Source organism: Rhizorhabdus argentea (assembly GCF_037861105.1).
GTDB classification, from domain to species: domain Bacteria; phylum Pseudomonadota; class Alphaproteobacteria; order Sphingomonadales; family Sphingomonadaceae; genus Rhizorhabdus; species Rhizorhabdus argentea.
Map to the genome: position 1 here is coordinate 18,269 of NZ_JBANFK010000008.1, position 23,436 is coordinate 41,704.

23 protein-coding genes and 1 tRNA gene are annotated in these 23,436 nt (G+C 63.6%); 6 read left to right on the forward strand and 18 right to left on the reverse strand.

Features of this window, described 5'->3' with window-relative positions; genetic code table 11:
* Window positions 1-22 precede the first annotated feature (22 nt).
* Window positions 23-433, reverse strand: a complete 411-nt coding sequence (locus AAC645_RS09420; RefSeq protein WP_340315519.1) for a MerR family transcriptional regulator — start codon at window positions 431-433, stop codon at window positions 23-25.
* 99 nt (window positions 434-532) lie between these two features.
* Window positions 533-913, reverse strand: a complete 381-nt coding sequence (gene hisI / locus AAC645_RS09425; RefSeq protein WP_340315520.1) for a phosphoribosyl-AMP cyclohydrolase — start codon at window positions 911-913, stop codon at window positions 533-535.
* 154 nt (window positions 914-1,067) lie between these two features.
* On the opposite strand from hisI, the gene purF reads away from it, so the two are divergent.
* Window positions 1,068-2,528: an amidophosphoribosyltransferase gene (gene purF, locus AAC645_RS09430; RefSeq protein WP_340315521.1), complete on the forward strand. Its 1,461-nt coding sequence runs from the start codon at window positions 1,068-1,070 to the stop codon at window positions 2,526-2,528.
* A gap of 20 nt (window positions 2,529-2,548) precedes the next feature.
* The gene (locus AAC645_RS09435) at window positions 2,549-3,259 is read left to right on the forward strand and encodes an SDR family NAD(P)-dependent oxidoreductase (RefSeq protein ID WP_340315522.1); all 711 of its coding nucleotides are present in this window, start codon (window positions 2,549-2,551) and stop codon (window positions 3,257-3,259) included.
* A 77-nt stretch (window positions 3,260-3,336) separates the two neighbouring features.
* Here AAC645_RS09435 and AAC645_RS09440 read toward each other — a convergent pair whose 3' ends face one another.
* The 5 genes from AAC645_RS09440 to AAC645_RS09460 form a co-directional block, all read right to left on the reverse strand.
* A complete protein-coding gene (locus tag AAC645_RS09440; protein WP_340315523.1) occupies window positions 3,337-4,611 on the reverse strand; it encodes a cyclopropane-fatty-acyl-phospholipid synthase family protein in 1,275 nt (424 codons plus the stop codon).
* Between the two features lie 85 nt (window positions 4,612-4,696).
* Window positions 4,697-4,849 carry a hypothetical protein gene (locus tag AAC645_RS09445; protein ID WP_340315524.1) on the reverse strand — a complete coding sequence of 51 codons (153 nt, stop codon included), beginning with the start codon at window positions 4,847-4,849 and terminating at the stop codon, window positions 4,697-4,699.
* The gene (locus AAC645_RS09450; protein WP_340315525.1) at window positions 4,846-5,292 is read right to left on the reverse strand and encodes a hypothetical protein; all 447 of its coding nucleotides are present in this window, start codon (window positions 5,290-5,292) and stop codon (window positions 4,846-4,848) included. Before AAC645_RS09450 ends, AAC645_RS09445 begins: the two co-directional genes overlap by 4 nt.
* 30 nt (window positions 5,293-5,322) lie before the next feature.
* Window positions 5,323-5,946 (reverse strand): GTP cyclohydrolase I FolE, encoded by a 624-nt coding sequence (gene folE / locus AAC645_RS09455; protein WP_340315526.1) that lies wholly within the window; start codon window positions 5,944-5,946, stop codon window positions 5,323-5,325.
* A 63-nt stretch (window positions 5,947-6,009) separates the two neighbouring features.
* Entirely contained in the window at window positions 6,010-6,585 is a 576-nt protein-coding gene (locus AAC645_RS09460) for a cytochrome b (protein ID WP_340315527.1), read from the reverse strand.
* Between the two features lie 116 nt (window positions 6,586-6,701).
* Here AAC645_RS09460 and AAC645_RS09465 point away from each other — a divergent pair, with 116 nt between their 5' ends.
* On the forward strand, window positions 6,702-8,144 hold the full coding sequence (locus tag AAC645_RS09465) for a glycosyltransferase family 2 protein (protein WP_340315529.1): 1,443 nt from the start codon (window positions 6,702-6,704) through the stop codon (window positions 8,142-8,144).
* A gap of 18 nt (window positions 8,145-8,162) precedes the next feature.
* Window positions 8,163-8,459, forward strand: coding sequence for an alkylphosphonate utilization protein (locus AAC645_RS09470; RefSeq protein ID WP_340315530.1), 297 nt, complete (start codon window positions 8,163-8,165; stop codon window positions 8,457-8,459).
* A gap of 42 nt (window positions 8,460-8,501) precedes the next feature.
* Here AAC645_RS09470 and AAC645_RS09475 read toward each other — a convergent pair whose 3' ends face one another.
* The 4 genes from AAC645_RS09475 to AAC645_RS09490 form a co-directional block, all read right to left on the reverse strand.
* Window positions 8,502-9,371 (reverse strand): phosphodiesterase, encoded by an 870-nt coding sequence (locus AAC645_RS09475; RefSeq protein WP_340315532.1) that lies wholly within the window; start codon window positions 9,369-9,371, stop codon window positions 8,502-8,504.
* 128 nt (window positions 9,372-9,499) lie between these two features.
* Window positions 9,500-11,323, reverse strand: coding sequence for a cytochrome c3 family protein (locus AAC645_RS09480; RefSeq protein ID WP_340315533.1), 1,824 nt, complete (start codon window positions 11,321-11,323; stop codon window positions 9,500-9,502).
* Between the two features lie 10 nt (window positions 11,324-11,333).
* A complete protein-coding gene (locus AAC645_RS09485; RefSeq protein WP_340315534.1) occupies window positions 11,334-12,212 on the reverse strand; it encodes a hypothetical protein in 879 nt (292 codons plus the stop codon).
* Entirely contained in the window at window positions 12,212-14,686 is a 2,475-nt protein-coding gene (locus AAC645_RS09490; RefSeq protein ID WP_422785817.1) for a cyclic nucleotide-binding domain-containing protein, read from the reverse strand. Before AAC645_RS09490 ends, AAC645_RS09485 begins: the two co-directional genes overlap by 1 nt.
* 170 nt (window positions 14,687-14,856) lie before the next feature.
* Between AAC645_RS09490 and AAC645_RS09495 the strand changes: the two genes are divergently transcribed.
* Window positions 14,857-15,810, forward strand: coding sequence for a tetratricopeptide repeat protein (locus AAC645_RS09495; RefSeq protein ID WP_340315537.1), 954 nt, complete (start codon window positions 14,857-14,859; stop codon window positions 15,808-15,810).
* A 23-nt stretch (window positions 15,811-15,833) separates the two neighbouring features.
* On the opposite strand, the gene AAC645_RS09500 is transcribed toward AAC645_RS09495, so the two are convergent.
* The 3 genes from AAC645_RS09500 to AAC645_RS09510 all read right to left on the reverse strand — a co-directional run bounded on the left by AAC645_RS09500 (window position 15,834) and on the right by AAC645_RS09510 (window position 17,908).
* Window positions 15,834-17,276: an FAD-dependent oxidoreductase gene (locus AAC645_RS09500; RefSeq protein ID WP_340315538.1), complete on the reverse strand. Its 1,443-nt coding sequence runs from the start codon at window positions 17,274-17,276 to the stop codon at window positions 15,834-15,836.
* A gap of 64 nt (window positions 17,277-17,340) precedes the next feature.
* Complete coding sequence (locus AAC645_RS09505) at window positions 17,341-17,763, reverse strand: nuclear transport factor 2 family protein (protein WP_340315540.1); 423 nt, start codon at window positions 17,761-17,763, stop codon at window positions 17,341-17,343.
* Window positions 17,750-17,908, reverse strand: a complete 159-nt coding sequence (locus AAC645_RS09510) for a hypothetical protein (protein ID WP_340315541.1) — start codon at window positions 17,906-17,908, stop codon at window positions 17,750-17,752. The genes AAC645_RS09505 and AAC645_RS09510 overlap by 14 nt, the downstream gene beginning before the upstream one ends.
* 17 nt (window positions 17,909-17,925) lie before the next feature.
* Between AAC645_RS09510 and AAC645_RS09515 the strand changes: the two genes are divergently transcribed.
* Window positions 17,926-18,834 (forward strand): LysR family transcriptional regulator, encoded by a 909-nt coding sequence (locus tag AAC645_RS09515; RefSeq protein ID WP_340315542.1) that lies wholly within the window; start codon window positions 17,926-17,928, stop codon window positions 18,832-18,834.
* Window positions 18,835-18,937: 103 nt separating this feature from the next.
* Here the strand turns inward: AAC645_RS09515 and clpX are convergent, their stop codons facing one another.
* From clpX to AAC645_RS09535, 4 genes are all read right to left on the reverse strand, one after another.
* Window positions 18,938-20,212 (reverse strand): ATP-dependent Clp protease ATP-binding subunit ClpX, encoded by a 1,275-nt coding sequence (gene clpX / locus AAC645_RS09520; protein ID WP_340315543.1) that lies wholly within the window; start codon window positions 20,210-20,212, stop codon window positions 18,938-18,940.
* A 163-nt stretch (window positions 20,213-20,375) separates the two neighbouring features.
* Window positions 20,376-21,032 carry an ATP-dependent Clp protease proteolytic subunit gene (locus AAC645_RS09525; protein ID WP_340315544.1) on the reverse strand — a complete coding sequence of 219 codons (657 nt, stop codon included), beginning with the start codon at window positions 21,030-21,032 and terminating at the stop codon, window positions 20,376-20,378.
* A gap of 508 nt (window positions 21,033-21,540) precedes the next feature.
* Complete coding sequence (tig, locus tag AAC645_RS09530) at window positions 21,541-23,154, reverse strand: trigger factor (protein ID WP_340315546.1); 1,614 nt, start codon at window positions 23,152-23,154, stop codon at window positions 21,541-21,543.
* A 66-nt stretch (window positions 23,155-23,220) separates the two neighbouring features.
* Window positions 23,221-23,305 (reverse strand) — tRNA-Leu (locus AAC645_RS09535).
* Between the last annotated feature and the right edge of the window lie 131 nt (window positions 23,306-23,436).

Genomic DNA, 23,436 nt, shown 5'->3' on the forward strand with positions numbered 1-23,436 from the left:
CGCGGAGCCTATCCCGTCGATCCTAACTCTGCTTTTTCAGGCTGGCTGCGAATTCCGTCAGCTGGGCGATAGTCGCCTGCAGTTCTTCCAGTTGCCGGCGCAGCATCGTGGCGCGGGCGAGACAACGCTCGACGGTGGCGGCACGTTGCGTCGCCCGATCGTCGCCGAGATCGTAAAGATCGATCAACTCGCGGATATCATCGAGGCTGAAGCCGACGCTCTTGCCGCGCATGATCCAAGCCAGCCTGGCACGATCACGACGCGAATAGATGCGGACAGGCCCCTCCCGCCGTGGCGTGAGGAGCCCCTCCTCCTCATAGAAGCGCAAGGCACGGGCGCTGACGCCGAACTCCTCGGCGAGTTCCCCGATTGCAAAGGTCTCAGCCTCGGTAGGCTTAAGAGGATACGCTACAAGACAATTACTTACACTCACAAAAGCCCCCGGGCTGACGAGCGATCATAGATCGGCGGCCGCAGCAGGACCAATGGGCAAGTGGCTATCGTAGTTGCTACTTTAGTCTAGCATAGTGTTTCATTCCGGGGCAATCGGCAGCCGGACGAGCCCTTCTCCGTCCATGTCGAGCCGTCGGTAGAAGCAGCTCGCCTCCCCGGTATGGCACGCAGGACCGGCCGGCAGGCAGCGCAGCCATATCGCATCCTGATCGCAATCGATCCGCGCTTCGACGACGCGCATGACATGCCCGCTGGTCTCGCCCTTCTTCCACAATCGGCCGCGCGACCGCGAAAAGAAGGTCGCTTCGCCGCTGGCGATCGTCACCGCCAGCGCCTCGGCATTCATATGCGCGACCATCAGCACATCGCCAGAGTCATGGTCAGTCACCACCGCCGTGATCAGCCCGGCGGCATCGTAGCGCGGATCGAGCGCGCTGCCTTGTTCGCGATCCTGTTCCATGCAACGGCGATGCGCGAAACCGCCGCCAGGAGCAAGCTCCGGTTCGCCCCGACAAGGCGAACATGGCGCGTTGCAGAAATGTTGCGAGGGTGGGGCGACAAACGCAGGTTAGCTAACTATATGCGGCGCATCAGCCACCGCGAAGGGATTCGCGATGCTCACCACGCATCCATTTGATGACGACAAGCTGCGCGAAGAGTGCGGCATTTTTGGGATTTGGGGCGCCGAGACCGCCGCTGCGATGGTAGCGCTCGGTCTCCACGCGCTCCAGCACCGCGGACAGGAAGCCGCTGGCATTACCAGCTGGGACGGTCACGCCTTCCACACCCATCGCGCAATGGGCCATGTCGCCGGCAATTTCGACAAGGACGAGGTGATCCGCGGACTGCCCGGCCGCGCCGCCTGCGGCCATGTCCGCTATTCTACCACTGGCGAGACGGCGCTGCGCAACGTCCAGCCACTGTTCGCGGAATTGTCTTCCGGCGGCTTCGCAATCGCCCATAACGGCAACATCTCCAACGCGATGAAGCTCAAGCGCGACCTGGTCCGGTCGGGCTCCATCTTCCAGTCGACCAGCGACACCGAGACGATCATCCATCTCGTGGCGATGTCGAAGTACCGCACACTGCTGGATCGATTCATCGACGCGCTCAAGCAGGTCGAGGGCGCCTATTCGCTGATCTGCATGACACCGGAGGGCATGATCGCCTGCCGTGATCCGCTGGGGATCAGGCCGCTGGTGCTCGGCCGAATCGGCGAATCCTATATCTTTGCCTCGGAGACGGTCGCGCTGGACGTCGTTGGCGCCACCTTCATCCGGCAGGTCGATCCGGGCGAGATTGTGATCGTATCGGACAACGGGCTTCGCTCGATCCGGCCGTTCGCCGATGTCCGACCCCGGCCGTGCATCTTCGAGCACGTCTACTTCTCGCGTCCGGATTCGATCGTCGACGGCTCGTCCGTCTACACGGTCCGCAAGCAGATCGGCGTTCAGCTTGCGATCGAGAGCGGCGTGGACGCGGACCTCGTGATCCCGGTTCCCGATTCGGGTACGCCTGCCGCCATCGGCTATGCGCAGGAGTCCGGCATCCCGTTCGAACTCGGTATCATCCGGTCGCATTATGTCGGCCGCACCTTCATTCAGCCAGGCGATCAGGTTCGCCACCTTGGCGTGAAGCTCAAGCACAATGCCAATCGCGCGCTGATCGACGGCAAGCGCGTCGTGCTGATCGACGACTCGATCGTCCGCGGCACCACCAGCGTCAAGATCCTGCAGATGCTGCGGGATGCCGGCGCTCGCGAGGTTCACCTTCGGATCGCAAGCCCGCCGACCCGGCACAGCTGCTTCTACGGCGTCGACACGCCAGAGCGCGCCAAGCTGCTCGCCGCCCAGATGAACGTTGCCGAGATGGCAACCTATATCGGCGCGGACAGCCTCGCGTTCGTGTCGATCAACGGTCTTTACAAGGCATTGGGCGAGGCGGATCGCGTGGATCGCCAGCCCAGCTATTGCGACGCCTGCTTCACCGGGGACTATCCGACCCACCTGACCGACCAGGAGGAACTGACTCCGACCGATCAGCTGGCGCTGCACGGCGAGCGCGTGGTCGCCTGACCTTCCGAAAGACTATCGACATGGCAACTCCCCTTTCAGGCAAGCTGGCGCTCGTCACCGGTGCATCGCGCGGTATCGGCGCGGCGACCGCGGAAGCGCTCGGCAAGGCGGGTGCGCATGTCATCCTGACGGCTCGCACGGCGGGCGGGCTGGAGGAGGTCGAGGACCGGATCCACGCCGCAGGCGGCACCGCCACGATCGCCCCGATGGACCTTGCCGAGAATGACAGCATCGCCCGGCTGGCGGAGGCCATCGCCGGTCGATGGAGCGCGCTCGACATCCTCGTGCTCAATGCGGCGATGCTGGGCACCCTTGCGCCCGTCCCCGCTATCGATGCGAAGGAGTTCGCCCGGCTGCTGACGCTGAATGTGATGGCGCAGCAGCAGCTTATCGCCGCCTTCGACCCGCTGCTGCGGGCGTCCACGGATGGCGCTGTGATCGGCGTGACGAGTTCGGTAGGCGCGCGTGCCCGGCCCTATTGGGGGGCCTATGGGGCTTCCAAGGCGGCGCTCGACACGATGCTGCTGGCCTATGGGCAGGAAATGGCGAACATCAGCAAGATCAAGGTCGCGATCGTCGATCCGGCTGCGACCGCGACCAAGATGCGTGAGAGTGCGTTTCCGGGCGAAGATCAGTCGACGCTGAAGAGCCCGGCCGTCGTCGGCGATGCTATCGTGCGGCTGGTGGCCGAGGGGTTCGACAACGGGCATCGGATTCGCGTCGAGCGCTGACGCTCGCGGCCTTCCAGAGTCAGTCTCAAGTAGAACGCGGGGGCGACCGTAAGTAGGATGCCTGATCGATACTCCGCCTAAGCCTTCACCAGCGTGACCTGCGCGACATCGATGCCGCCGCCGGCGAAGCCGCCCTCGCAATACATGAGGTAGAAGCGCCACAGCTTCCCGAACGCCTCATCGAAGCCCTTCGGCAGCCGGCCCTCTTCGACCGCCTGATCGAAGGTTTTGCGCCAGCGCTTCAGCGTCTCGGCGTAATGCAACCCGAAGCGCTCGACATTGTCCCAGCGCAGCCCCGCCTTCTCCGCCGCCGCACGGAAGCGACTCTCCGAGATCAGCATGCCGCCGGGAAAGATGTAGGTCTGGATGAAATCGGCGTCGGTGCGATAGCTTTCGAAGATCGCGTCATCGATCTCGATATACTGGATGGCGGCACGCCCGCCGGGTTTGAGCGCGCGCGCGATCGCCTCCATATAGGCTGGCCAATATTTCTCGCCGACGGCCTCGACCATCTCGACGCTGGCGACGGCGTCGTAACGGCCCGGCACGTCGCGATAGTCGCAGATCTCGAAGCGGGCCTTGTCGGCGAGACCAGCCTTGGCGATCCGCTCGTCGGCCCACGCCTTCTGCTCGATCGATAGGGTGATACCGGTGACATCGGCGCCATATTCCGCCGACGCGACTTCGGCCAGACCGCCCCAGCCACAGCCAATCTCCAGCAAGGTCGAACCCGGCTTGAGATCCAGTCGATCCAGCAGTGCGGTGATCTTGCGATGTTGAGCAATCTCCAGCGGTTCGGTGGCACTAATCGGCTCGGCGAACAGCGCCGAGGAATAGCTCATGGTCCGATCCAGCCATAGTTCGTAGAAATCATTGCCGAGATCGTAATGGAAGGCGATGTTGCGCCGGGCATTGGCGCGGCTGTTGCGGCGGAAGGCGTGCCAGATCAGGTTGAAGAGGCGCAACGGCCCCTGGGCGCGGCCAAGCTCCCCCAGCGGATGCCGGTTACGCATGAAAAGATCGAAGATCGGGATGGGATCGGGGCTGGACCACTCGCCCTCGGCCCAGCTGCGATACCAGCCCACCGAGCCGGTGGTGACCAGCCTGACCAGCGGGCGCCAGTTCTTCAACTCGACGATCGCGACCGGCCCCGGCCTGCGGCCGCCCAGCACCCGGAAGGTGCCGTCGGGCAGGGTCGCCTCGATTGCGCCTTCTTCGAGGCCGCGGTCGATCGTGTCGAGCAGACGCTGGAATCCCGGAGAGAGCAGCCGCGCGATCCAGTTCGATCCCGTGGCAAATCGACGATCGGCTAGAAGAAGGTGCTGTCCGCGCACCGGAGGCTGGGCATTCATCTGGTCTTGTCCGTCCCCGTTACCGCTCAGCGCGACTCCAGCCGCATATATCGAGCGTTACGGCGGAAAAAGAAGCTTCGTTGCATCAATCGGCAAGTTTTTTTCTAAGCGGCGCGGAGGTCGCGAGCGCTTTTGCCCGCGCTTCTCCGTGGCCGACGATCAGCCGCGGACAGTCGGCGGCCGTCTGGTCGCCAATCCGCAGATCCTGACGAAACCAGACGATCGACGCGGCGGTCAACGCCCCGCTTCGGCCGGCCTCGAACTCTGCGCGCGGGCGGGACTGGCAAGATTCTGCAGCAGCGCCACGCGATCGGGATCGGACAATGCCCTCAGCAGTTCGAGCAGGCGATCGTTCTGCTTGGCGCGGAGTTCGGTTTGCAGGCCTTCCTCCCGACGCATCAGCGGCTCGAGCTTGTCGACATCGACGGTGGAGCCGCTTAGAAACTGCGCCTTCTCCTGCCGGATCGCCGCGAGGTCCATCTGGATCTGCGCCACGCGCGGGTCTTTCTCGCCCATGATGCGGGCGGCGATGGCATTCCCGTCCGGCGACAGCGGGACGCGCCGCACGCCCGGGGATAGCGCCATCGGCGAGCCTGCGTTTCCGGCAGGCCTCGCGGCCGGCTTGGGCGGCGCGGCAATGGCCGCACTGGACAGCGCCACCGCCACCATTCCTAGCTTCATGCATCGCATCATGGCCAATTTCTCCATCGCTCAGCCGAGCCCCATCAAAGACAGCACTTCCTTGCGGCTCCGCTCATCTTCACGAAATACACCCATCATGCGGCTCGTGGTCATGCCCACGCCCGGGGTCCGAACGCCGCGCGCCGTCATGCAGCTATGGCTGGCATGGATCACCACCGCGACACCGGCCGGCTCGAGATTCGTCCAGATGCAGTCCGCGACCTCGGCGGTCAGCCGCTCCTGGATCTGAAGCCGGCGGGCAAAGCCCTGGAGTACACGGGCCAGCTTCGAAATGCCGACGACGCGGTTGCGAGGCAGATAAGCGATATGCGCGTGACCGATGATCGGCGCCATATGATGCTCGCAGTGCGACTGGAACGGAATGTCCTTCAGCAGAACGATCTCGTCATAGCCACCGACCTCCTCGAAAGTCCGGCTCAGGTGCAAGGACGGATCCTCTAGATATCCGAGGCAATATTCCTTCCAGGCACGCCCCACTCGCGCCGGAGTGTCGCGCAGTCCCTCGCGGTCGGGATCGTCGCCTGACCAGCGGATCAGCGTACGGATCGCGTCCTGCACATCCTGCGGTACAGACAGTTTCACGGTGGCCGCGCCATTCGGCGCTCCGCCTTCTTCGGTACCCAGTATCGACATCCTTCGGGCCTTATCCTGTTCTTTTGGCGATCGCCTAACGCATGGCCCGGCGCAATGTAAGCATCAGCGCGGCCATATTCGCCGGAATTCGGGCTCGCTATCGATGAACTGGTGCTTGAGCGCTCCCGCGAGGTGAAGGATCACAAGCGCGATCAGCATATAGCCGCCCAGTTCGTGCATCGTTCCCAGCACATCGTGCAGATATTCCTTCTGCTCCGCCGGCAGCGCCAGGATGAAGCCGATCCGCGGCCATTCGAACGCTCCGAACAGCTTCATCGGGATTTCCGGCGCAGCCTTCCAGGCGCTGTCATGGGCCCATCCGGTGAGCGGCATCCATAACATCAAAAGATAAAGGCCGAGATGCGTCGCATGTGCCAGGCCTTGCTCCCACCGCGCCATACCTTGGGAAAATAGTGGAGGCCTATGGCTCAACCGCCACAGGATGCGCATCAAGACCAAGCCAAGGACAGTGATCCCGATCGATTTGTGGGTGTCGATCGCCAAGCGGATCCGATCGTCGGGCAGCTTCTCCGCGATAAGCCCCAGAATGAGGTTGCCGATCATCAGCAGTGCGACCAGCCAATGTGCGATGATAGCAGGCCCGGTATAGCGCGGCGTCAGCAAAGGTTCATCGATCAAGACTAGGCTCTCCGGAGGCTGGTCGTTGCGGTGCGTCAACTTTGCGATCATAGAGCGCGTGGCCGGTCTTTCCAGCCGGTTATCCAGTGAAACGCCCTTTTGGATCCGTCGATCGCATGAGCCCGACATTCTCGCTCGAAGCGCGCTTCAATGCGATATCGCCACGGTTGAACCGGCCGCCGCTGACGCCGGCCACGATAGCGCTCCATGGTGGCGCGCTGCTGATGCTGGCGGTCCTGACGGCCCAGGCATGGGAGCAGACCGGCATCCTGGCCTGGTCGGTCGGACTGGCTTATCTCGTTTATGATACTGTGCTGCTGATTTTCGTCGGCGCCAAGTCTCTGCCCCTCCGTCATTTCGTCGCGCCCGAGCCCGCCCGCGGCGATCCGCCCACGCTTGCGGTGCTGGTGGCGGCGCATAATGAGGCCGCGGTCCTGAAGGCGACCGTCGAGGCGTTGCTCGCCCAGAAGGACTCGCCCGACATCATCCTGATCGCGGATGACGGCTCTACCGACGACACTCCGCTGACGATGAGCGACGCCTTCGGCATGGAGATGCCGCCGCTCGGCGCCATGACGGCCTCACCGGTCGTGGCATCGCTACGCTGGCTCCGCCTGCCCCATGGCGGCAAGGCGCGGGCGCTGAACGCTGCGCTCGAGTGCACCGATTGCGACGTGGTGCTGACCGTCGATGCCGATACATTACTGGCTGAGGACGCGATTGCGTCTATGCGCAGCGCCTTCCACCGTGAGCCGGCGCTGGTTGCCGCCACCGGCCTGCTCCGGCCGATCTGCGACCGCACAGTCGCGGGGCGATTGTTCCAATGGTTCCAGACTTATGAATATGTCCGCAACTTCATCTCGCGCTTCGCCTGGATGCGGGTGGACGGGCTGCTTCTGATTTCGGGCGCCTTCGCGGGGTTCCGGCGGGAGGGCGTGATCGCGGTCGGCGGGTTCGATCCCGAATGTCTGGTCGAGGACTACGAACTGATCCATCGGCTCCACCGCTGGTCGGTCGACCATGATCTGGACTGGAAAGTCCGCGTGCTCGGCGAGGCACGCGCCTATACCGATGCGCCCGGCCACCTTGTCCCGTTCCTGCGCCAGCGCCGACGCTGGTTCGGCGGCTTCCTGCAGACCCAATATTGGAACCGCGATATGGTCGGCAACCCCCGCTTCGGGCGGCTCGGCACCATCATGCTGCCGGTCAAGGCGTTCGACACGGTGCAGCCGATCTTCGGCCTGGTGGCCTTTGCGCTGCTCGCTGGCTTCGCCATGAGCGGCCGCATGCTCATCGTAGGCCCGATCCTGCTGGCGATGCTCGCCAAGGCGGCGATCGACTTCGCCTTTCACTGCTGGTCGATCATCCTCTACCGCCGCTGGTCGGGCGGGATGCTTCCTGAGGGTTGGGGCCGGGTACTCGCGACATCGCTCGCCGAACCCTTCAGTTTCCAGCTGCTGCGCCATCTTGGCGCCGCCTGGGGCTGGATAGCGTTCCTGACGGGACGCTCGACCTGGGCCAGGGCGCGGCGCGGCGGAATCCTGGCGCGGCAGGGCTGAACCGGAAGGATATATGCGATGAGCGACGACGACTATGTCTATGACGAGGCGACAGGAGAGTGGGTCAGCGCGGGCGATGTGGCTGCTCCAGCGGCAGGCGGCGTCGAGGTGCGCGATTCGGTCGGCAACCTGCTGGCGGATGGCGATGCCGTGACGCTGATCAAGGATCTGAAGGTCAAGGGCGCCAACCAGACCCTGAAGCGCGGAACGCTGATCAAGTCGATCCGGCTGACCGGCGACGATCAGGAGATCGACTGCCGCTATGAAGGGATCAAGGGACTGGTGCTGCGCGCGGAGTTCGTCAGGAAGCGCTGAGATCTGGATCGAAGGCCCTGCTTCTGCCCTCGTAGCACATGCTCAGGCGGCCGCGGCGCCCGGCTCCACGGCTTCATGCTCTTCCGCCAGCGCCTGGACGAGCGGCTGGAGATTGCGATCATAGCGCGCCAGCACGTCCGGCGCGCCGACTTGGGCATGATGGGTGACAAAGGATTCGCCGGTCCAGAGATGGAGGGCGACGCCCGGCGCTTCGGCAACGATCATCGGCCGCTGGTCGGGCATTTCCGGATCGAGCGGCGCCATTTCGAGCGCAACCTGCGGCGCGGTGGAGGGCGCCACCGCGAGCATGCGGCCGCGCCACTGCGTCGTAATCGAGCGATGGATATGGCCGGCGATCATCAGGATATTCGGCCGGTCGCCGATCGCCTTGTCCAGCGTTACGACCCATGGCTCGGTAGGGTGCGCCGTCATCCAGGGGATTCCGGTCTCGATAGGCGGGTGGTGCAGGACGATCAACACCGGCTTGCCGGGCGCTTCGGACAGTCGCGCCCGCAACCAACCGGCGCGGCGGCGGCAAAAGGCGCCGCCATGATGGCCCGGATCAAGGGTATCGAGCACGATGATCCGTACTTCGGGCTCATCGATCACATATTGAACGAAGCCGTCCTCTACCGGCAGATCGGGGAAGACCTGCTTCAGCAGCGCGCGGTCGTCATGATTGCCCACGCACAGGTGAACCGGGAAATCGCATGCGTCGATCAGGCCCTTGAGACGCCGATAGCTGGCGAGATCGCCATGATCAGTGAGGTCGCCGGTGAGGAACATGCGATCCGGTGGAACCGCCAGCCCCTTCACATAATCTATGGCCGAGGCGACGCGACGGAAGTTGAGCTCGTCGGCGTTTTCGAGATCGAAGCCGATATGCAGGTCGGTCAATTGCGCGATCAGCATGGCGAGGTTCCCATTACACCGCCGGTTTCGACGCCCGGCTCAACTCCAACGCCCAACATCTGATCATGGCCCCTGCACTATCGCTGTGATCTTCTCCACAGTGGGCGAGAAATTACGGTAATCAAAGATCAAATTCCGCCACCGGCGTTCTTCAGCGCCTTTTCATCGACATACTCGACCGCCTTGCCACGCGCCCGACTGTTGCGAACCATGAGTGGCGCGAAGCCGCTGCGGTGATAGTCATGACACATCGCGCAGGATGACGGCACTGCCTTGTGCGCATCCTGGCCACCATGACATTCCTGGCACTTGGCGATTTTCGGAAGGTTCACGTCGGCAGAGGTGCGAGACGTCTTCACGGCATGGCAGCTGGTGCAATTCTCGGTGTCATGCGCCGCGTGGTCGAACCAGCCCTTGGTCATGTAGCGGCGGGTCAGCGACACTGGCGTTACCGCGAACGGCGTGGTCGGATTGCCGGTCGCGCGCACCGTGTGACAGTCGAAGCAAGCGCCACCCTTCGAGAAGACCGCGCGAATCGCCTGATCGGCATTGCCGATGTGCATCGCACTGGTCTGCGCGAAAGCGGTTCGTTGTCCGGAGGAGGCGAAGTCGCCCGGCCGCCGTCGCTCCATGCCCTGGAAGGCGCCGTTGCGCGGTGCTCCGGCGCGATAGAAAGCTCGGATGTCGGCGATCACCTGGGCAGGTTCGCCGTGCCGCAGGGTGCGGATCGTGCCGCCGACCTGGTCGAAGGCAAGCGAGTGGCAGGCGCCGCACGAGTTTTCCATCTTCACTGCGGCGAAGGTGGTGCCGGTGGCATCGCGGGTGTGGCAGTTCGCACATTCGAGCGGCGCGCCATAGCCTTCGCCCTTGCCGAGCGTCTTCGCCATCTGGGCGACGCCGTTGGTCGTCGACAGGTGCAGATCGTGCGGGAATTTGAGGCCGCTGTCTTCCTTGGGATTCGCATCGAGCGAGACTCGGCGGGACATCGGCACGCCGCCTGCGCCGGCAAAGCGGATCGTCGGTTCGAACTGCGGGTGATTGTCGCCGAAGTCGGCGGCGTTCTTGAGCGGCGTCTCGATCCGCTTGCTCATGTCGCCATGGCAATTGGTGCAGAAACGCTCGTCGGTCACCGGCATCGCGGTCGTGCCCTGATGCTCGGTGTGGCATTCGACGCAGCGACCCGGCTGGATGCCAAACACTCCGCCGACCACCTGCTTGGTGGTACCGACTATGCCGAGCGAACCTCGGGCATCGGCCAGCTTCTTCGGATCGGCGTGATCATGGACCTTGGTGTGGCAGGCGGCGCAGGCGGTGTCGCGCACGGCTTCGCCAGCCTTCACATGGCAGGCCTGGCAATTATTCTCGAGGGTCTTGTGGACCTGCGACAGCTTGCCCGATGTCCAGAGCTCGTCGGCATGGAAAGCAATCTTGCGGGTCTGGTCGACCGGCTGGGTATGGATCGACACCAGCGGCCAGATCAGGAAAATGCCGAGCACCAGGATCGCCAGCGCCCAGGCGAGCGGACGCTTGCCCGGAAGCACAGTCGCGAGCGAGAAGACATGCGCCTCCTCCTTGTCCTCGGACGCGTTCGAGATCGCACCGACGCGCGAAACGGTGACGACGACCGACCCTTTTTCCTCGCCCTCGCCCGGTTCGATCTCGAGCGAATGGCTGCCGATGCGGATATCGGCGCCCTGCGCCGCGGAAAAGCGCTGGTGCTCGGTCGACTTGCCGTCGACCACCAAGGGCAGCCCGGCCGTGGCGACGACCTCGACATAACCACCGGCAACGATACGGATTGCCGCGTGGTTGAGCGTCACCGCCAGGTCCGGCAGGTGGATATCGCTCGAAGGGCTGCGACCAACGCTTAGCTCGGCCTTGTCGAAGCTCTTGGGGCGAACGATGTCCCGCCCATCGGCGGTGCGCGCTACCGTGCGAACAATGAAGCTCATCTGCGCGTTCTCACCAGTAATAGAAGACGGCGACGATGTGCACGAACAGTGCGGCTATCAGCGCGAAAGTCAGCGGTACGTGGATGTAGAGCCAGACCTCGAGCAGCGCCTTCAGCCGCAAATGCTTGCGGATGCGCGACAGCGACGATCGCCTGCGTTCGAGCAGCACCTCGGCATGATCGAGCGGATCGACCTCGGCCTCGCCGCGCGAGGGATGCGCGCGAACCGCCGCCAATGCTGCGCGGGTGCCGCACTTGCTATAGCGGCCGGTCAGCCGTGCCACGAGGCCGCCGCCGAACGGATCGTCGGCCAGCGCCATCTGGACGATCGCAGCACCGTCGGCATCGAGCGGCTGCGCCGCCTCGTTGAGCTGGCGGTCCAGCGTTCGCAGGTTGTCGAGCATCTGGATCTGGGTCGTCTCGCCACGATTGGCGGATAGCGCCTGCGGCAGCGATGCGTAGGCCGCGATGCCGAACACACCGGAGGCGATCACCAGCATCATAAGGACATAGGCCAGAGTGTGGATATTCCATCCGAAGTCGAACCCGGTGTGCAACGTGGCAACCACGATCAGCGACAGGCCGAGATAGACATGGGCGGAGGTCCAGCTTTTCAGCGACCAGCGCCCCGGCGTTATCGCCCGCTTGCGGACGCCGAGCATGGTCAACCACAGGATCAGCAAGACACCTATGGTGCCGGTGGTATAGCCGTAGATCGTGCCGCCATTGGGCTTCGGCTGGACATCGTTGAAGGCGTAGATCAGCACCGCAACCCCGCAGAGGATCAGCGCGATCTTGAGCCATTTATACCCCTGGTAGCGCAGGAATCCCTCATGCTCGGAGGCGCGCTCGCGACCGGTGGTCGCCCGTCGAAGCGATTTGCTGGTCATCAGGCGTCGTCCCGCTGCAGCCGGGCGACCGTCAGAAATTCTTCGGGAGCAACGCGGATTGCGGCCCCGGTCGGACAGGCGCGGACGCAGCTCGGACCGCCCTCGATACCCGAGCACATGTCGCACTTGACCGCGCGCTTGGCCTTTTCGACGCCCGGCTCGGCATTGGCATAGGCCCAGTCATGACTGGGTTCGCCCGGCCCCGGCCCCTGTCCGAACAGAAACCACTTCCAGAGGCTCGGCTTCTTCGGCGGCTCCTTCTCCATGCGGATCACGCCATAGGGGCAGTTGCGCTGGCAATTGCCGCAGCCGATGCAGGTGTTGTCAATATACACTTCGCCATCCTGGCCGCGGTGGATCGCGGTCGGCGGGCAATCGGCCATGCAATGCGGATGCTCGCAATGGCGGCAGCTGGTCGGCACGTGGAGGTTGGCGAAGGTACGCCCCGCCTCGCGGTCGAGCCGCGATATGCCGTCATGACTGTCGGCGCAGGCCTTCTCGCAATTATCGCAGCCGACACAGAGATTCTCGTCGATCAGCAGCACGTCGGTGGCTTCGCCCACGCCATTGTCGACCAGGAAGTTGGCGACCGACGAATACATGTCGACGACGGTCGCGAAGCTGTCTTTCTTGGCCTCGATGAACGAAGCGAGATCCTCCCGCTCGCCAATCGCTACCTTGGCCTTGGCGAAGAATTGCGGCTTGGCCTCGAGCAGGCGGCGGAAAGCCGCGCCATCGAGCTTGATCACCTCGGACTTGACCGCCGCGCGCACTGTCTGCTTACGGACGCCGTTGTCGAACAGTTCGAGCTCGCCGACATAATTGCCGGCGGGAATATAAGAGAGGAACACCGGCTTGCCGCCGATCGCCTTCTCGACGACGACCGAGCCCGAGCGGATCACGAAGACGTCATTGCCTTCCTCACCCTCGCGGAAGATGATCTCGCCGGCGCGTGCGCCCTTGATCTCCGCGGTTTCCAGTACTTCTGCCAGGTCGGCCGACTGAAGACCGGACTGCCACATCTGAAGCAACTGGCGCTCGGTGGAGATGCGGGTCACGGCGCGCTTCACGCCAGGCACCGATGCCATCAGCTTGAGAATCGCGTTGCGCGGAATCTCGACCACGATGGTGTCTGCGATCGAGCGGATCGTAGAACCGCGGCGACGTCCCGACACGAGGCCGACTTCGCCGAAGATCGATCCTTCGGGAATGACGATACCGGTCGAGCGGCCGTCCGGCAGCGGGATATCGACCGAGCCTTCGACGATGCAGAACAGCGACGATCCCGGTGCGTTCTTCTCGAAGATGACCTGGTTCTTGCCATAGGCGCGCACGTCGGAATCGAGCATGAACTCGCGCATCTGCAGTGGCGAAAGATCGTTGAGGATCGTCACGTTGGTGCGGATCAGTTCGAGCCACTCGTCGACCGACTTCCTCTTCGGCAGGTTGACGAACTTGCCCTCGAGGATAGGCTCGTCGGCCGGCTTCAGATCGACATTGCCGTTGATGAACTCGACGATGTCGTAGCCCTGGTTCATGCAATGCTTGATCAGCGGATAGCCGGCCAGCGCACCGATCACGAAGATACCGGGGTTCGTCGTCTCGAACTGTGGCGACAGCTTCGGGAATGCCTCGCGGTCGGCGCTGGTGAACTCTATCCCGCACTCCTCGATGAACTTGCGCGGCGCCGCCGAACCCATGCGGGCAATGATCCGGTCGCAGCGGATGCGCGCCTCGCCGTCGCGGGTATCGAGGATGATATGGCCCGGCTCGATCCGATTGGGCGACGTATCGGTGACGATGTTCATCCGGCCTTCGTCACGCGCCTGCATCAGCAGCTTGACGTTGGCGCTCTTGGCCCGGCTGAAATCCGCGGTGCGGTTGATGATCGTAACGATATTGCCCTGCGCGACATCCTGCGCCAGGCCGAGCGCATTTTCGATGCCGGCGTCGCCGGCGCCGACCACCATGATATGCTCGTCGACATATTCCCCGGGATCGTCGAGCTGGTACTGAAGCTGGAGATGGCCCTGATCCGCGCCGGGAACGCGCAGCAGGTTCGGATTGCCCTGCGTGCCGATCGCCAGGATGATGTTTTCGGCCTTGATCTCGGTCTTGTCGGTCAGGGTGATGGTGAAGTCGCCCTTGGCGCCCGCGACCGTCTTGACCTCGCTCTTGAGGCGGACATTCACCTTGGCGGCGGCGATCTGTTCATCCCACAGACCGAGAATCTTCTCGCGCTTGCCGGCGTCGAAATCCACATCCGAGCGCAGCACGAGCTGACTCGGCGTCGCCATGACATGCTTGCCCTTCTGGTACTTGTAGATCGTATCCGAAAGGTGGTCGGTCTTTTCGAGAAGGATGTGCGGGATGCCGAGCTGCGCGGCATGGGCTGCCGCGCTAAGCCCCGCCGGCCCCGAGCCAACGATGGCAATCCGGTAGGTGTCCGCCACTGGTTCCCCCTGCCCCGTCATCGCCGCCACGCCCGCAGCTTGTTTCTGACGGCGAAACGTCTCGCCGGTCCTTAAGACCGAGGAGATTTCGCCGTCTACCCCGATGCCACTCTACCAGCTTCGGCGCGTTCCGCTAGACTTTCGTTACATTTGGAGATCAAAGCCTATTACGCTCAATTCCGGAGAGAAATGTGACGAAGGACGGTGCCGTAAACAAGGGGTTCTCACTGCCATTTGCGCGCATCGCGCTCGTGCTGGCGGCGCTGATCGCCATCGCCGCCATAGCGATCACGGCCCTCCGCTCGCGCGGCGGCACCGGCGAATCCGCCCCCCCCGCGGCGACGCAGCCGGTCGGCGACATCGCCTCGATGATCGGCGGACTCGAGAAGAAGCTGCGTGACAATCCCGACGATCCCAAGGGTTGGAACCTGCTCGGCCTCGCTTATTACAATGTCGGCCGCTACGCCGACAGCGTGAAGGCCTATGTGGAAGCCGCGGCGCGCGATCCAAACAATGCCCAGACCTGGTCGGCGCTCGGCGAGGTCCAGCTGCTCTCCGGGCCGGGCGGCGTCACGCCCGAAGCCGAAGCGTCATTCCACAAGGCGCTCGCGATCGATCCGACGGATTTCCGCGCCCGCTATTTTATCGCGGTGAAGAAGGACGCGAGCGGCGATCACAAAGGCGCGCTAGACGACCTGATCGGCGTCTTGCGCGACAGCCCGCCCGACGCGCCATGGGCGCCGCCGGTCCGCGAGCTGATCTCGCGCATATCCACCGAGCACAAGATCGACGTCTCCGGCCGCCTTCCGTCACCCACCGCGCGCCCTGCCCCTGCTGACGATAGCGCCCTGACCGGCGGCATTCCCGGCCCGACCGCCACCGACCTGAAGGCGGCGACCGCGATGACGCCGTCGCAACAGGACGAGATGGCCCGCGGCATGGTCGCGCGGCTCGCCGCCCGACTGGAAGCCAACCCGCGCGACGCCGAGCGCTGGATCATGCTGATACGATCGCGGATGCAGTTGAAGGATCCGGCCGGAGCACAATCGGCGCTGGCCGGAGCGAAGGCGGCCTTCAAGGATGATGCCGCACAGCGCGCGCGCTTCGACGCGGCAGCGCAGCTGCTGGGCGTGCCGGGGCGGTAAGCCGCCCCGCGGCTATTCCTTCTTCATCCGGCTGAGGCCCGCATCCCGACGGGCACCCCGGAAGTGCTTTCGAGCACCTCCTCTGCCGCACATTCACCGGCGCGTCGTCCGAACACCACGGCATTGGCGATGCTGACCCCGCCCGCCGAGTAGCGCGTGCCGATTACGCAGCCGAGGATTTCCCCGCCGGCATAGAGGCCCGGAATCGCGCGACCATGCGCGTCCAGCACGCGCGCGCGATCATCGATGTCGAGTCCTGCGGCAGTGAGCCCGATCATCGACGCGCGCACTTCTACCGCGTAGAAGGGCGGGACGCTGATCGCATGGTGCCCGCTATTCTTGTTGAACTGCATGTCACGGCCGAGGACGTGATCGGCGTTGTAGCGTCGCACCTGTTCGACCAGCGCAACCGGGTTGATCCCCGCTGCTTCCCCAAGCGCCTCTATGCTCATGGCCTGCTTGACGACACCTCTGGCGACTTCCTCACGGATCGATTCCTGGTGCCAACTGGGCACGCTCATGCGCTGCTTGAGCGGATCGAGATAGTCGAGATCATCGCTCACCTCCCTGAGGGTCTTCTCGTCGAAGATCGCGAAGCTCTTGGAGCCGGTCTGCGCATTTATCAGGTAGCCCGAGGCACTAAAGGGTGAGGTTTCCGCCATGAAGCGGCGGCCCTCGACGTTTACCAGCATGATCCAGGGGGGCAGCACCCCTTCCACATTGTGCTTGAAGCCGGCGGTGGGCAGCGGCAGCCCCGTGTCATGCCCGGTGATGCCCGCGCCGATCTGCTCGGCCATCGCGATGCCGTCGCCAAGGATGTAGGGCGCGGGCTCATGCACCGCCCAGGTCTTGTCGCCATGCTGGGCGACGCTCGGGTACAGCCTCGCGAGCATGTCCTTGTTGTTGCCGAAGCCGCCAGTCGTCATCACCACCGCGCCGCCGCGATACTCCTCGCCGCCCGCGCGTACGCCCACGACGCGGCCATGCTCGACGATCAGCCCGTCGACGCGCGTTCCGAGCCGCAATACGACATTGGTCTCACGAACGCGATCCGCCAGCACCGTGGCGATGCTGCCGCCTTCGCCGCTACAGCTATGGCCGCGGGCGACCCGGTTGCGGCCTCCGCCCACCAGATGGTCGTTGGGAAAGGACACGCCCTGCTCGATCAGGAAGTCCAGCCCCTCGGCCGCGCGTTCGCATAGCAGACGGATGATTTCGGGTCGAAGCGCCCACTGGTTGAGCGTCATGACGTAATCGTACATCGCGTCGGGCGTGTCGGTGGTGATGCCGTTTGCCCGCTGGATCGACGTTCCGGCGGCGTAATAGACTCCCGAAGAAAGCGCCGTCGAGCCGCCGAGCTTTATGTCAGCCTCCAGAAGCACGCAGGTGAGCCCCCGCGCATCTGCTTCCAGGGCCGCACACATGCCGGCGCCGCCGCCGCCGACAATGATGATATCCGTTTTCATGACGGGACTCCGGAAAGCGCCGCAAGGAACGGCGGCATATGGTCAAAATAGGCAGGTGCGGGAGTCAATCGGCCAGTACTTCCGAGACATGTCCCAGCGCCTCGCTCGCCAGCTTGGTATCGCCATAGACGGGGCTGAGCATGACCACGCGCCCGTTCCGGAGCTTCCAGACCTCGGCGAGCCGAAAAGATACCTTCCTTCCGGTTTTCAACCCCGTCGCTGCGAATGTTCCATAGCCGATGACATAGTCGCCCTCGGCTGCGATCACATCGAGATCGAGCGTCATCTTGTCCCAGTAGGACATGACCGAAAGAATCGCCTCGCGAACCGTCTCCTTGCCCCGATAGACGCCGCCATATGGAAGGCCCTCCGCCTCGATCAGCTCGACATCGTCGTCGAAGATCTCAAAGAAGCGGTCGATCTCTCCGTCAAAAAACAGCTTGTAGGCTTTCTTGATCGCAGCGAGGTTGTCGTCAGAAACCGACATGATCTTTCTCCCAACCGCCGCTGCGGAGCCGCCCGGCCATGGCGACCGAGTTGGCCTCGGTCGCTTTGAAGTCAGTCAACATATCGCAAGCCTTGCCTGCCACAATGACTGAATATCTGAAACCATAAGTCAGTTTTTGCAGCATGTGATATGAACTGTGGCATGGATCTCTACCGCTCTATCGCCACCTTCCTGGAAGTCGTTGAAACCAACAGTTTTTCGGTAGCCGCGCGCAAATTAGGACTCTCCCGATCTGCGGTCACTGCGCATGTCGCAAGCCTTGAGGCGGAGCTTGGCTGCCAACTCCTGAAGCGCAGCGGCCGCTCCATGCTCCCGACCGATGAGGGGCAGCGGCTACTCGACGAGGCGACGCCGTTGCTCCGACAGCTCGAGGGGGTCGTCCACGACGTCAGGCGGGCGACCGGAACCATATCCGGATCGATCCGGATCGGCGTGCCGCCGGTCTATGCGGCCGATGTGCTAACGCCGGCCGTCATTGCCTTCCTCGATCGCCATCCCGGGGTGAGGATTACTCTTATCCACGACGATGGCTTGAGCAATTTGACTGCCGATGGCCTGGATCTATCCATTCGGATTTCTCAGACTCTGGAAAGCACGAGCGAGTTCAGGATATTGGTCGATCGCGTCCCGCAGCGGATCGTCGCATCGCCCGATTACCTCGCAGCGCACGGATTTCCGGAAAATCCGCTTGATTTGAAATCACATAATTGCCTGACACCTCCGACGAGCGGAAGCAGTTATACCTGGTTTTTTGAGGGGAAGGACGGCGGCTGCGCCGTGGATGTCAGGGGCACGATGAGAGCGAATATGGCTGAATCGGTTCGGTCTGCAGCGTTGCTGGGTCACGGAATCATCGTTCAGCCCGCATATCTCCTGGATGCCCCGATCGAGAAGGGTCAGTTCGTCAGGCTGCTGCCAGATCACAACCCTGTGCCGCTGAGCGTCCATGCGGTTTTCAACGCAGCTCCACGCCTCCTCCCAGCGCGCGTCAGGGCATTTCTCACCTTCATAAAACGCCGGCCTCTCTCCCATCCGCCGAAATGGAAGTGACTTCGGGATTGCCGCCAAGGGGTCCAATTCAATCCATTGCGTCGAAACTGCCAAGGGCCGCCCGGATGCCCGGACGGCCCTTCAGCTTAGTTAGCGCACCGGATCAGGCGGCGTCGCCGCCAGCCTTTTCCTTGCTCTTCTTCGCGAACACGCGAACCGGGTCCTTGCGGCCTTCGACCACGTCCTTGTCGACGATGATCTCATCCACACCGTCCATCGACGGCAGATCGAACATCGTGTCGAGCAGCAACCCCTCGAGGATCGAACGCAGGCCGCGCGCACCTGTTTTACGGGTGATCGCCTTGCGGGCGACCGCAACCAGCGCGTCGTCAGTGAAGCCGAGCTTGACGCCCTCCATCTCGAACAGCTTCTGATATTGTTTGACCAGAGCGTTCTTCGGCGTCGAGAGGATCTCGACCAGGGCGGGCTCGTCGAGGTCCATCAGGGTCGCGATCACCGGCAGACGGCCGACGAATTCGGGGATCAGGCCGAACTTCAACAGATCCTCGGGCTCGCACTGCTGGAGCGTTTCGCCGGTGCGGCGCTCGTCGGGTGCCGCGACATAGGCGCCGAAGCCGATCGACTTGCCCTGGAGTCGATCACCGATGATCTTCTCGAGCCCGGCGAACGCGCCGCCGCAGATGAACAGGATGTTGGTCGTATCGACCTGCAGGAACTCCTGCTGCGGATGCTTGCGTCCGCCCTGTGGCGGTACCGACGCGGTGGTGCCCTCCATCAGCTTGAGCAGCGCCTGCTGGACGCCCTCGCCCGACACGTCGCGGGTGATCGAGGGGTTGTCGGCCTTGCGGCTGATCTTGTCGATCTCGTCGATATACACGATGCCGCGCTGCGCCCGCTCGACGTTATAGTCCGAGGCCTGAAGCAACTTGAGGATGATGTTCTCGACATCCTCGCCGACATAACCAGCTTCGGTGAGCGTCGTTGCGTCGGCCATCGTGAAGGGCACGTCGAGCAGCCGCGCCATCGTCTGGGCCAGCAGCGTCTTGCCCGAGCCGGTCGGCCCGACCAGCAGGATGTTCGACTTCGCCAACTCGACATCGGCACCCTTGGCGCCATGGTTGAGCCGCTTGTAATGGTTGTGGACCGCCACCGAGAGCACGCGCTTGGCCTTGGACTGGCCGATCACATATTGGTCGAGATGCTCGCAGATCTCATGCGGCGTCGGAACGCCGCCGTCCTTCTTGCTGACGAGCGCGCCCTTGGTTTCTTCGCGGATGATGTCGTTGCAAAGCTCGACGCACTCGTCGCAGATGAACACGGTCGGGCCGGCGATCAGCTTGCGGACCTCGTGCTGCGACTTGCCGCAAAACGAGCAGTATAGGGTGCTCTTCGAGTCGCCGCCGGTCAACTTGGTCATAAACTAGATCCTGACTCCACTGGGGATCGCCCATATCCTAAACATGTCCCCCCCGATCCCACAACCTTCTTAAGAAGCCATGAGCGATATCGGGGTCCCCTGGGATATGGGGCGGGCTTTGCGGCGAACAAGCCGCCCGCGAGCGCACCGGGCGGCTGCTTGATCAGGCTGCCATCGCCTCGTCTGCGGGGCTGGGGCGCTTGTCGAACACTTCGTCGATCAGTCCGAACGCCTTCGCTTCATCGGCTTCGAGGAACTTGTCGCGATCCATGGCATGCTCGATCGCCTCGATCGGCTGCTTGGTATATTTCGCGTAGAGCGAGTTGAGCCGGTGCCGCATCCGCAGGATCTCGCGCGCCTGGATCTCGATGTCGGCGGCCATGCCCTGGGCGCCGCCTGACGGCTGGTGGATCATGATCCGGCTGTTGGTCAGCGCCACGCGCATCCCGGGTTCGCCGGCCGCAAGCAGGAAGCTGCCCATCGACGCCGCCTGGCCGATACACACGGTGCCGACCCGCGGGCGAATATATTGCATCGTATCGTGGATCGCGAGACCCGCCGTCACGACGCCGCCCGGCGAATTGATGTACATGAACACGTCCTTCTTCGGGTTTTCCGACTCGAGGAACAGCAGCTGGGCGGTGATCAGCGAGGCCATATGGTCCTCGACCTGGCCAGTCACGAAGATGATTCGCTCGCGCAGCAGGCGCGAATAAATGTCGAAGCTACGCTCGCCGCGGTTCGACTGCTCGATCACCATCGGCACGAGAGCGCCCGTTTCCGGATTGAGGAATTGGCCGGTTTCAAACGGATTATGCATGGGAGGTCTCGGTCCTTCGTGCTTTGCCTTGAGGTGACAACATCGGCCTTTGCCGCGGGGGTTTCAAGGGCCGATCGCGCGCATCGGAATCAGGCCGTGCAGCTTCGAAATTGTCTGGCGCGCGCTCCCGCGATCGGCAACATGGCCGGTTGGGGATCCATCCATGCTCAAGACGGCCGACATACGCTCGCTAGCCTGCCACAGCGGGCTCGGCGCGATCGTCGCGCTACCCATTGCGGCGCTTCTCTTCGCGATCTTCTGCCACGCCAACCTTGGTGGGCTCGGCCGCGACCTTCCCTCGGCCGCCAAAGTCCCTGGCCGAGGGCCTCGACTCGCTTGCGGCGGGCATGCATTTGATGGCCGGCGCGATCCTGCTGATCGCCGCGGTGATCGGTGCTGGCGCGCGCGAGCGTTGCTGCCGATGACGCGTAAGGGAGCAGGCTGGCGAAGAAAACAAAAGGGCCAGGCATTGCCGCCCGGCCCTCTGTGTCCCGATGGAAATCGACGATTACTCGGCGGCAGCGGCCTTCTTCTTCGCAGGCGCCTTCTTGGCGGGCGCCGGAGCAGCCTCACCCTCAGCAGCTGCGGCAGCCGCCTTCTTCGCTGGAGCCTTCTTCGGCGCCGGAGCCTCGACCGCCTCGGCGGCTACAGCTTCCTCGGCCGCAGGCTTGGCAGCCTTCTTGGCTGCCGGCTTCTTGGCGGGCTTGGCCGGCGCATGATCATGACCATGATCGTGATCGTGGTGATCATGTCCACAGTCAGGACCATGGACATGGCCCTTGCCGATCGTGTCATCATCGGCCTCGATCGCGGCTTCCAGTTCCTCGCGCGTCACTTCGCGATCGCTGATCTCAGCCTTTCCGAACAGGAAGTCGACGACCTTGTCCTCGTACAGCGGGGCGCGCAGCTGGGCGGCAGCCATCGGGTCCTGCTGGACATATTGGATGAACCGGTCGCGGTCCTTGGGCCCGTATTGCTGCGCAGCCTGCATGATCAGCCGCTGCATTTCCTGCTGGCTGACCTCGACGCCGTTCTGCTGTCCGATCTCGGAGAGCAGCAGGCCCAGGCGCACGCGGCGCTCCGCGATGGCCTGATAATCGGCGCGGTCATTCTCCATCTCGGCGCGGGCGGCCTCGGGATCCTCCTCATGGCCAGCTTCATGCTCGAGCTGCGCCCAGATCTGCTGGAACTCGGCCTCCACCATCGACGGCGGTACCGGGAAGTCGTGGCTGGCGGCGAGCTGGTCGAGCAGCTTGCGCTTCATATGCGTGCGGGTAAGACCGTTAAGTTCCTGCTCGACCTGTCCCTTGAGCAGCTCGCGCAGCTGGTCCAGGCCCTGCAGGCCCAGCGACTTGGCGAACTCGTCGTCGACGGTCGCTTCGCGCGGAATGCGGACGTCAGTGACGGTGACCTCGAACACGGCCTCCTTGCCCGCCAGCGACTTCTCACCATAATCCTTGGGGAAGGTGACGTTGAGGCTGCGCGCCTCGCCCTTCTTGACGCCTTCGAGCTGCTCTTCGAAACCCGGGATCAGACGTCCCGAGCCGAGCTCGACCGACATGCCCTCGCCGGTGCCGCCCTCGAACGGAACGCCATCGACCGATCCGGCGAAGTCCATGACAACCAGGTCGCCTTCGACCGCCGGATGACCTTCCATGGCGTCGTCATACTGCTTCTGCTGGCCTGCGATGCGCTGCAGCTGCTCGTCGATGACCTCGGCCGCCGCGGGGACGGTGAGCCGCTCGAGCTTCAGGCCTTCGATCGACGGTGCCGGAACGTCGGGCAGCACTTCGAGTTCAACCTTGAGCGCGACGTCCTTGCCCGGCTCATAGCCTTCGTCGAGTTCGACCGAGGGCTGCATCGCGGGACGGAGCTTCTGCTCGGCGAGCAGCTGCTGGATACCGTCCTGCACCGTCTTGTTCAGCACGTCCTGCTCGATCGCCGGGCCGTGCATCTTCTTGACCAGATTGGTCGGCACCTTGCCGGGGCGGAAGCCGGGCATCTTGATCTGCGGCGCGATCGACTTGATCTCCGCCTCGACTCGCTTGGCGACGTCGTTCGCCGGAATCGTCACGGAATAGGCGCGCTTCAGGCCCTCATTGAGCGTTTCGACAGTCTGCATGGGTCGTCACAACCTCTATCTCGAGAAATTTCTTCGGGCCCCCGCTTCGCGCAATGGAAGCGAAGCTGGTGCGGGCGAAGGGACTCGAACCCCCACATCTTGCGATACCAGAACCTAAATCTGGCGCGTCTACCAGTTCCGCCACGCCCGCAAATCAGGACCGCCGGTCGGCGGGCTCTATAACAGCATCGGGACCGAGTACAACCCGCCGGATTGGCACGTCCGCCTTTGGGGAATGCCGAAGCGGCGTATCTCAGCCTTGACCGGCTTTGGCGGGTTTGT

Excerpts from the sequence above, each read along its gene's own strand:
- clpX (WP_340315543.1), bottom strand. The coding sequence starts at position 20,212 with ATGACCAAGTTGACCGGCGGCGACTCGAAGAGCACCCTATACTGCTCG.
- AAC645_RS09490 (WP_422785817.1), bottom strand. The coding sequence starts at position 14,686 with ATGACGGGGCAGGGGGAACCAGTGGCGGACACCTACCGGATTGCCATC.
- purF (WP_340315521.1), top strand. The coding sequence starts at position 1,068 with ATGCTCACCACGCATCCATTTGATGACGACAAGCTGCGCGAAGAGTGC.
- AAC645_RS09510 (WP_340315541.1), bottom strand. The coding sequence starts at position 17,908 with ATGCTGCAAAAACTGACTTATGGTTTCAGATATTCAGTCATTGTGGCA.
- AAC645_RS09480 (WP_340315533.1), bottom strand. The coding sequence starts at position 11,323 with ATGAGCTTCATTGTTCGCACGGTAGCGCGCACCGCCGATGGGCGGGAC.
- AAC645_RS09450 (WP_340315525.1), bottom strand. The coding sequence starts at position 5,292 with ATGAAGCTAGGAATGGTGGCGGTGGCGCTGTCCAGTGCGGCCATTGCC.
- AAC645_RS09485 (WP_340315534.1), bottom strand. The coding sequence starts at position 12,212 with ATGACCAGCAAATCGCTTCGACGGGCGACCACCGGTCGCGAGCGCGCC.
- AAC645_RS09505 (WP_340315540.1), bottom strand. The coding sequence starts at position 17,763 with ATGTCGGTTTCTGACGACAACCTCGCTGCGATCAAGAAAGCCTACAAG.
- AAC645_RS09475 (WP_340315532.1), bottom strand. The coding sequence starts at position 9,371 with ATGCTGATCGCGCAATTGACCGACCTGCATATCGGCTTCGATCTCGAA.
- AAC645_RS09525 (WP_340315544.1), bottom strand. The coding sequence starts at position 21,032 with ATGCATAATCCGTTTGAAACCGGCCAATTCCTCAATCCGGAAACGGGC.
- AAC645_RS09470 (WP_340315530.1), top strand. The coding sequence starts at position 8,163 with ATGAGCGACGACGACTATGTCTATGACGAGGCGACAGGAGAGTGGGTC.
- AAC645_RS09440 (WP_340315523.1), bottom strand. The coding sequence starts at position 4,611 with ATGAATGCCCAGCCTCCGGTGCGCGGACAGCACCTTCTTCTAGCCGAT.
- tig (WP_340315546.1), bottom strand. The coding sequence starts at position 23,154 with ATGCAGACTGTCGAAACGCTCAATGAGGGCCTGAAGCGCGCCTATTCC.
- AAC645_RS09435 (WP_340315522.1), top strand. The coding sequence starts at position 2,549 with ATGGCAACTCCCCTTTCAGGCAAGCTGGCGCTCGTCACCGGTGCATCG.
- hisI (WP_340315520.1), bottom strand. The coding sequence starts at position 913 with ATGGAACAGGATCGCGAACAAGGCAGCGCGCTCGATCCGCGCTACGAT.
- folE (WP_340315526.1), bottom strand. The coding sequence starts at position 5,946 with ATGTCGATACTGGGTACCGAAGAAGGCGGAGCGCCGAATGGCGCGGCC.
- AAC645_RS09465 (WP_340315529.1), top strand. The coding sequence starts at position 6,702 with ATGAGCCCGACATTCTCGCTCGAAGCGCGCTTCAATGCGATATCGCCA.
- AAC645_RS09515 (WP_340315542.1), top strand. The coding sequence starts at position 17,926 with ATGGATCTCTACCGCTCTATCGCCACCTTCCTGGAAGTCGTTGAAACC.
- AAC645_RS09500 (WP_340315538.1), bottom strand. The coding sequence starts at position 17,276 with ATGAAAACGGATATCATCATTGTCGGCGGCGGCGGCGCCGGCATGTGT.